The 8,538-nt window shown below is 33.2% G+C and carries 6 protein-coding genes; 2 read left to right on the forward strand and 4 right to left on the reverse strand.

Annotated elements, in window-relative coordinates; translation table 11 throughout:
* Positions 1 to 6 precede the first annotated feature (6 nt).
* Both ABJD66_RS05235 and ABJD66_RS05240 read left to right on the forward strand, forming a co-directional pair.
* Positions 7 to 1,251 carry a glycoside hydrolase gene (locus tag ABJD66_RS05235; RefSeq protein ID WP_348128988.1) on the forward strand — a complete coding sequence of 415 codons (1,245 nt, stop codon included), beginning with the start codon at positions 7 to 9 and terminating at the stop codon, positions 1,249 to 1,251.
* Position 1,252: 1 nt separating this feature from the next.
* Complete coding sequence (locus ABJD66_RS05240) at positions 1,253 to 2,797, forward strand: sulfatase-like hydrolase/transferase (RefSeq protein WP_348128991.1); 1,545 nt, start codon at positions 1,253 to 1,255, stop codon at positions 2,795 to 2,797.
* 70 nt (positions 2,798 to 2,867) lie between these two features.
* Here the strand turns inward: ABJD66_RS05240 and ABJD66_RS05245 are convergent, their stop codons facing one another.
* The 4 genes from ABJD66_RS05245 to ABJD66_RS05260 form a co-directional block, all read right to left on the reverse strand.
* Positions 2,868 to 4,382, reverse strand: a complete 1,515-nt coding sequence (locus tag ABJD66_RS05245) for an arylsulfatase (protein WP_348128994.1) — start codon at positions 4,380 to 4,382, stop codon at positions 2,868 to 2,870.
* A gap of 6 nt (positions 4,383 to 4,388) precedes the next feature.
* Positions 4,389 to 5,723: a family 43 glycosylhydrolase gene (locus ABJD66_RS05250; protein ID WP_348128997.1), complete on the reverse strand. Its 1,335-nt coding sequence runs from the start codon at positions 5,721 to 5,723 to the stop codon at positions 4,389 to 4,391.
* Between the two features lie 193 nt (positions 5,724 to 5,916).
* Entirely contained in the window at positions 5,917 to 6,774 is an 858-nt protein-coding gene (locus ABJD66_RS05255; protein WP_348129000.1) for a DUF1080 domain-containing protein, read from the reverse strand.
* 138 nt (positions 6,775 to 6,912) lie between these two features.
* Positions 6,913 to 8,457 (reverse strand): alpha-L-fucosidase, encoded by a 1,545-nt coding sequence (locus ABJD66_RS05260; RefSeq protein ID WP_348129003.1) that lies wholly within the window; start codon positions 8,455 to 8,457, stop codon positions 6,913 to 6,915.
* Between the last annotated feature and the right edge of the window lie 81 nt (positions 8,458 to 8,538).

Genomic DNA, 8,538 nt, shown 5'->3' on the forward strand with positions numbered 1-8,538 from the left:
TTAAATATGAAAAACTATAGTACACTATTAATTATAGGCTACATACTTATAACAGTAAATACCGTATGTGCGCAAAATTTTCCTTTTATATTACCTAAGGAAAAACCTAAACAACCGTTAAGCACTGCTATGCAACGTAATTACGATAATTACTTAGCGCCAAGACCAGAGGATAATGAGCTGTATACTCAGTTTAAATATACTAAAGTAGAAGGTTTAGATTATAGTAATGATGACGGTACAGTTAGCCGTAGAGATCCGTCTAAAATTATTTTTGAAAACGGAAAATACTATGTTTGGTATACACACAGAAAAACCGAAACACCTCCTAAAGGAGCCAAACAAGCTACAGAAACAATACCTTCTGCAGATTGGGATTTATCTGAAATTTGGTATGCTACCAGCTTAGATGGGTTTAACTGGGAAGAGCAAGGTGTTGCTATACCTAGACCTCCAAAACCAGAGTTGGGTCATAGGTCTGTGAGCACTGCAGATATTTTAAAATGGAAAGATAAATACTATATGTATTATCAAGGTTTTAGTGAAGCAAGTGGTTTACGAGGAGATGATTGTCCTGTATTAATGTCGTATGCAGATTCTCCTGATGGGCCTTGGACGGCAACTAACAAAATTGTAATTCCCAACGGTCCAAAAGATACTTGGGATCAATTCTCTATTCATGATCCTTACCCTTTGGTTTATAAAGATAAAATATACCTGTATTACAAATCGGACTTTGATGGTGATCCTAACTTAATAAGAATGCAAGGTTTAGCCACAGCAGACTCCCCTTTTGGTCCCTTTACAAAAAGTAAACTAAACCCTGTGCTAACATCTGGCCATGAAACTACCATGTTTCCTTTTAAAGATGGTATTGCAGCATTAACTATTAGAGACGGTAATGAGCATAATACGGTGCAATTTGCAAAAGATGGGGTTAATTTTAAAATTGCTTCTATGGTAGAAATGATGCCGGCTGCAGCAGGACCTTATGTACCTGATGCTTTTACAAATACTAAAAATGGTGTTGGCATAACTTGGGGATTATCTCATTTTACTAATGCCACTACATGGGATAAAAACCATGCTATTTTAGTGCGTTTTGATTGTGATTTGAGTCAGGCAATTAACGATCCTGAAATGAAAAAACACCACGTTTACCATAGACCAGAGGTGTACTTTAAACAAGCCTTAAGTAAAAACCAAAAAGAGCGCATTCTTAAAGAGAATAAAAAATTAACACAACAATGAAATGATGAATTTAAAATATATTCTTCTACTCGTAACCATTTTATATCTAAGCAATAGCTATTGTCAACCTAAAAAAGACAAACCCAATGTACTAATAATTTATACAGATGATCATAGGTACTCTGGCGTACATGCATTAGGTGGTGCAAATGTACAAACACCAAATATAGACGCTTTAGCAAAGGACGGCGTAGCTTTTGAAAACACATATTTAATGGGAGCTTTTACAGGTGCTACTTGCGTTGCTAGTAGAGCAATGTTATTAACTGGCACTAACTTATTTCAGTTACAAGGTGCAGGACATAACATACCTGTAGCAAATAAAACCATTGGAGAAGCGCTTAAAAATGAAGGCTACAATACACATATCATAGGAAAGTGGCATCAAGATGGAAACTCCTTAAAGCGTAGTTTTAATTCTGGTGATAAAATAATGGGAAAAGGAGTTTACTTAGTAGATCAATTTAGAATGCCTTTTTACGATTGGGATAAGGCTGGAGAATTTAAACCTAAAGATGCTTATTTATTGGTTTATGATGCAAACGGAAAAATTGTTAAACAAGCAATTTCTAAGGATGAAAAAAGGGGACCTACTGCTACCGAAAAAAATGGTCCGCATACCTCTGAAGTCTTTGCTAATGAAGCCAGCAAATATTTTAAAAATTACAAAAATAAAAAACCCTTTTTTATGTACTTAGCTTTTCACGCACCACATGATCCGCGCCAAGCACCACAAGAGTACAAAAACAAATATAATGTAGATAAAATAGAACTACCTCCTTCTTATATGGCGCAGCATCCTTTTGACAACGGACATATGTTTTTACGCGATGAAGAGTTGGCTCCCTGGCCTAGAACGCCACAAATTGCAAAACAAGAATTAGCAGATTATTATGCTATTATTACCCATCTAGATGCCCAAATAGGAAAAGTGATTGCTGCATTAAAAGAAAGCGGACAGTATGAGAATACTTTAATTGTTTTTTCTGGAGATAGTGGTTTAGCTGTTGGCAACCACGGCTTAATGGGCAAACAAAATGTTTATGATGAAGATGGCATACATGTACCATTACTATTTTCTGGCAATCTTATAAAAAACAAAGGAGCTCGTTTCAAGGCCTTCACCTATATACATGATATTTTCCCTACTATTTGCAATTTCACCAATACTACCATTCCAAGTTCTGTCTCTGGTAAAAGTTTACTACCTATAATTACTAATGAAAAAGCTCAAGTCCGCAATTATACCTATCACGCATACAAGCAGTTTCAAAGAGCTTATAGAAAAGGTGATTTTAAACTAATTGAATATGTAAGAGCTAAAGATATAAATAAAAAAGATGGGGAATTTGTTGCTGGTTCTAGAGTTACGCAACTCTTTAAAATTACAACAGACCCTTGGGAAACCCAAGATTTATCATTTTTTCCGGAGTACAAAAATCTTTTAACTCAAATGAGGTCAGAAATGAAGATTAAAGCAGAAGAACTAGGTGATAAAAAAGAGAATGTTAACGGAGAAAAGTACGACTTCTGGGATTATTATTAGCTGTAATAAATCATAAAAAAGCTCAAACAATTAATTACTTGTTTGGGCTTTTTTTTAGTATAAATATCTATTATATTTTAGTTTTCTCTCCAGAGTCTCTGTACTTATTATAAGTCGTAAAAAGGTTTTTTACTTTAGATGCATATTTAGGTGCATCTATTAAGTTTTGCTTTTCATTCTCCGTAATATTGGTATTTAGGTTAAATAATGCAACAGGTTTTCTAGTGCTATTAGTTTTATCTTTTTTATCAAAAGCTATAATTAATTTCCAACCGTCTTTAATAATTATTGCTTCTTTACCTGTACCAGATTGTGTTACCAAATAGGGATGTACTTTATTGTTTTTGTTGTCTCCTAATAAAATTGGCAATAAGTTAGCCGAATCTTTAACTTGATCTTCTGTTATATTTTGATTGGTTATAGCTGCCAAAGTAGCTAAAATATCTAAACCCAGTACTGGTATATTAGACACAGATTTTTCTTTTATAAAACCTGGCCACGATGCTATAAAAGGAACTCTATGTCCACCTTCATATGCCTGGTTTTTTCCTCCTCTGTAAATATCGTTGGATTTATGACCTGCCTGTATACTTTTCTTTTTTAACAAACCTCCATTGTCTGATGTAAATACAATTACGGTATTATCATAAACACCTTTCTTTTTTAATGCCGCTACAAGCATTGCCATTTGCACATCTAACTCTTTTACCATATCTAAATGTTTAGATGGTGTTTCACCTGCAATTTTTTCTCCATTAAGTTTTTTAGTTGGTGTATGTGGTAAGTGCACAGCCAAGGAACAGTAATACATAAAAAAAGGTTTGTCTGTATCTGCGTTAGCAATATAATCTACAGCTTTATTTACTAGTAACGGCCCCATATTATGTGGATCCCAATTGGTATCTCCTAAGCCTTCATCTTTATCTAAAGTAACCCCTTTTTTAGTCATATTCTCTTGTGAGATATAGCCAATTTCTGAGTTTTGTTCTAAAGGCATCCATTCTTGATTTTCATAAACTACATATGGCACGTTTTGTATACCTGCAGGAAAAGTTAAACTGTAGTCAAAACCATTATCTAAAGGCCCTTTACCTATTATTTTGCGTACATCTACATCTAGTTCTACTCTTTTTCTAGGAGACCTATAAACTTCTGTTGCGCTCCCTTTTCTTAAAAAATCCATTCCAAAACCCCATTTACCTAAAAAAGCTGTTTGGTAACCTGCGTTTTTCATTAATTTACCTAAAGTTAGCTGGTCTTCTTTTATAGGAGAGGGCTGAAAAGCTCCCCAAACTCCCCAAGGTGCATAACTACGGTAGCAGTTATTGCCTGTCATTACTGCATACCTAGATGGTGCACATAATGCTGCAGGCGAGTGTGCATCTGTAAAAGTCATTCCATTTTTTGCTAAATTATCTATAGCAGGTGTTTTTACTACTATTTTATTAGAATGCATTTTTCTATAATAAGAAATATCTCCTACTCCTATATCATCTGCCAAAACAACAATTATATTAGGTTGTTTTTGAGCTGAAAGCTGTATTGTAAAAACAATAACAATTGTAAAAATTAATCTTTTATACATACTTGTTTATTTTAACATTAACCAATTGAGATTTACAATTTTGTCTGCTCCCCAAACAGATTTAAAAACAACTACAATATTCTGCATTCCAGAAACGCTTTTTAACAAATCTGTTTCTATAGTTTCCCAATTGTTCCAACCTCCTGTATATTTTACAGGAAACTCTGCAATTAAATCTCCTTTAGGATTACCCAAACGTACCTCCATAGTACCTATTCTTTGTCCGCTTGCGACACGTGCAACTATTTTTTTAGCTGTACCATTTGCAAAATCTACATTATTAAAACTTACGTTACCCATCATTTTGGTTTCTGTAACCATCCAGCCTATTGGCTCATTACCACCAACAAAGTTGGTTGTTGCTCCACTAATACTACTGTACCTGTCTACTTGTATTTTTTCTCCTATAGTTGGTGCTCCTATACCTCTTAATGTAGGTTTTACACGAGCTATGGTTCCATCTTCTTTAAATGTCATGTAATCTGCGCGCATAGATCTTAATTTATTATAACCACTAATTTCCCACCAATGGTAAAACAATATCCATTTTCCTTTGTAATTTACAATAGAATGGTGATTGGTTCCATTACCTAGATTATCCATAATTTTTCCTCTGTAAACAAATGGCCCTAAAGGATTATCACTTGTAGCATAAGCAATTGTATACCCTTCGTTTGCAAATACATGTGCAAAAGTTAAATAATACATTCCATTTACTTTTATAGGAAAAGAACCTTCTTTATAACCTGCTGGTAAACCTTCTACTTTTATAGGTTTTGCAGCAACTTCTTTCATATTATCTTTTAAAGGTGCTACAAATAGTTTTTCTCCTCCTCCAAAATACAAATATGCTTTGCCATTATCATCTAACAATAATCCGGGATCTATCCCTTCAACATCTTTTATATACTTTTTTTCCCATTTAAAAGGACCAGTAGGACTCTTAGATGTACCTACTCCAATACGTCTAAAAGATGATTTATCTATTGGTGCTGCAGGATAATAATAGTAATATGTATCTCCTTTTTTTATACAATCTGGAGCCCACATACCGTAAGAATTTTTCTCTCCCCAAGGAACATTGTTCTGATCTAAAACAACACCATAATCTTTCCAAGTATTACCCCCTTCTAAAGAATACATATGATAATCTGGCATACAAAAATCTGGCGCTTGTACTCCTTCTTCTGGCACAATATCATGAGAAGGATAAACGTATAATTTACCATTAAAAACACGAGCAGTTGGGTCTGCTGTAAATATATCTGTTACCAAAGGGTTTTGTGCGTAAGATATATGTATTGATGCTAAAAAACTCAGGGTTAATAGAATGTGCTTCATAATTATTTATAGTTGATTTAATTGATTTTCTGTTAGTATATAGTAGAAATAAAAGTATTGAAAGTAAACTAGAGGTTTTTATTGACTAAAACTGTTTAAGTACAGGCATTGCAACTCTACCAAAATTATTGCTTGTAAACTAGACACAAAAGCACATATGTTTTAGAAACTACTACTTATGTGTTTAACCTATTTATTGCTGTTTATAAACCTCCGGAAACCTTGTTATTGGTGTAATTTTTAAATCTTTGTAATATACTTCTGCAGCCTCAGACTGTATTTGTATTTTTCCTTGGGTTACAGGTGTAACAATACCATTTTTTAAATAACGGGCATTTTTTACCCTGTTTACAACTTCACCGTTTACAAGATGTATACTTTCTGCCCCTAAACAATAAATTTCTAATGTATTCCATTCACCATTTGGGTTTTCGTATAAACCAGATTTACTTGCTTGACCAGACTCAAAACCAGCACCCCATTTTAATGGAACCAAATTAGCTTTAGGATTATACTCAAAAAATGAATTTCCGTTTTTTGCATACTTTTTTTCTGCAGGCACATCTCCAAAAACATCTGTTAAAGCAATAAAATCTCCACAATCTTCTTCTTGTACCTGAAACTCTAAACTAGACATCCAAACATTCCAAAAAGCCCCATGCGGACCTTTAGCATGGTATAAAATTCCACTATCTCTTTTTGTGTACAACCTAGGCTCCCACTTTTTTTCTCCCCATCTAAATTGCACGCTTAAATGGTAATTACCATACTCTTCTTTTGTTGTTAGACCACCATAAATTTCACCTGTAATTTTTAAAACAGGAGTATTATTTTCTTTTATGATTGAAAATACATTTTTTGGATCGTTATTTAACCCAAGTGGTTTGCCTGTTTTTACATCTGTAAACTTCTCTACATCTAAATCTACAGATTTGTGAACAGCACCCATCCAAATTTCCCAATTAGATAAATTTTCATCAAACAAATAAATAGTTGAAGAATTAGTATTTCTAGTTACATCTGCACTTTTACAACTCAAAAACAAACACATAAAAATGCTTGTTATCAATACATAAAAAGTTACTTTTTTAAAACACTGTATCATCATACTAAAAAAACTTTTAAAATTAAAAAAGCCAAGATTATATAGTTATAAAACCTTGGCTCTCTCTTACTTCAAACAATTTAACTACATTTCTAACTCAATAACGTATGCAAAGTCACCTGGTTTTTCTTTAGGCATAATAACCTTTAAGCCACCTTCTTCTTGGCTCCACTTTATTTTTTCTTTACTACCCAATACTCTTGCATTTGTAATATTTAAATCCTTAGCATAAGTAGCTTCTTTAGCTAAAGACTCTATGGTTACAATACCATCTTTAGGCCAAGCCAATACAATAGCATAAAGCTTATTATCTTTTGTTGTAAACCTAATATCTTTAGAGGATAAGTCTTTATTATTTCCTTCAGAGTGATGACCCTTTTTTACTTCTGTAGGTCCTTCTCCAAATGTTTTCCAATATTTGGTATCATAAATAGCTTCTCCATTTACTGCCAACCAATCTCCTATTTGTAATAATATTTCTTTTTGATCTTCTGGTATAGTACCGTCTGATTTGGGACCAACATTTAATAGAAGATTACCATTTTTACTAACAATATCTACCAAATCATCTACTATCTGATTTGCTGTTTTAGACTCCCAGTTAGAAACATAACTCCATGAGTTTTTGCCTATAGAAGTATCTGTTTGCCAAGGCAATTTTCTTATACCTGGAAGTTTTCCTCGTTCTAAGTCATAAATAACAGTGCCCTCTGGAAAAGCTTCGTGCGAAAAGTTTTTGTCTTGTAACACAACTTCTTTTCCCCACTCTATTCCTTTATTATAGTAATAGGCTGCTAATTTTGGTCTTTGATCTGCAAAATCTGGAATATCTAAATAAAAATCGAACCACATAATATCTGGTTGGTAACTATCTATAATATCTTTGGTTCTTGCCCACCATATTTCTTTAAATTCTTTAGATACTGGCTCCTTTAAATTTTTACCCTTAGTAGAGTATAAATCTGCATACGCAGGATCTGTAGTATCAAAATGATCTTTTTTATTAAAAAATGACCAATTAAAAGCAAAATGAGAAGATGCACCCATAATCATCCCTTTTTGTCTTCCTGCCTTAAATAATTCTCCTAAAATATCTCTTTTAGGCCCCATATCTACAGCATTCCAACGAGTAACATTAGATTTATACATTGCAAAACCATCATGATGTTCTGCTACTGGAATTACATATTTAGCTCCAGATTTTTTAAACAAATCTATCCATTCGTTTGCATTAAAATTTTCTCCCTTGAACATAGGGATAAAGTCTTTGTAACCAAATTCTTTTTGGTCTCCCCACTCTTTTTTATGATGTAAATACACATCTGAAGGACCTTTTTGACCTGGTTTTAATTGTGCAGAAAAAGTAGCCGTATCCATATACATTTTACGAGGGTACCACTCTGATGAATATTCTGGTACAGAATAGGGTCCCCAATGAATAAAAATTCCAAATTTCTTTTCATTAAACCAAGTTGGGTCTTTGTAATTCTTTTTTATAGATTCCCAATTTGCCTCGTAAACAGGTTTTGTTTCTTGGGCTACTTCTTTCTTTTCCTTTTTGTCTGCACAAGACAAAATAGCTAAGGAAACAATAAAAAAGCTAAGTACTTTATATTTTCTATATTTCATAGTCAATAGATCTTAAAGGTTGTTCTAATTATCTATAGCGAAATTCCAATTATCCTGCTAAAAGCATTAAAACGTATGTTT

Origin of the sequence: Cellulophaga sp. (assembly GCF_039943695.1) — a bacterium.
Taxonomy (GTDB): Bacteria; Bacteroidota; Bacteroidia; order Flavobacteriales; family Flavobacteriaceae; genus Cellulophaga.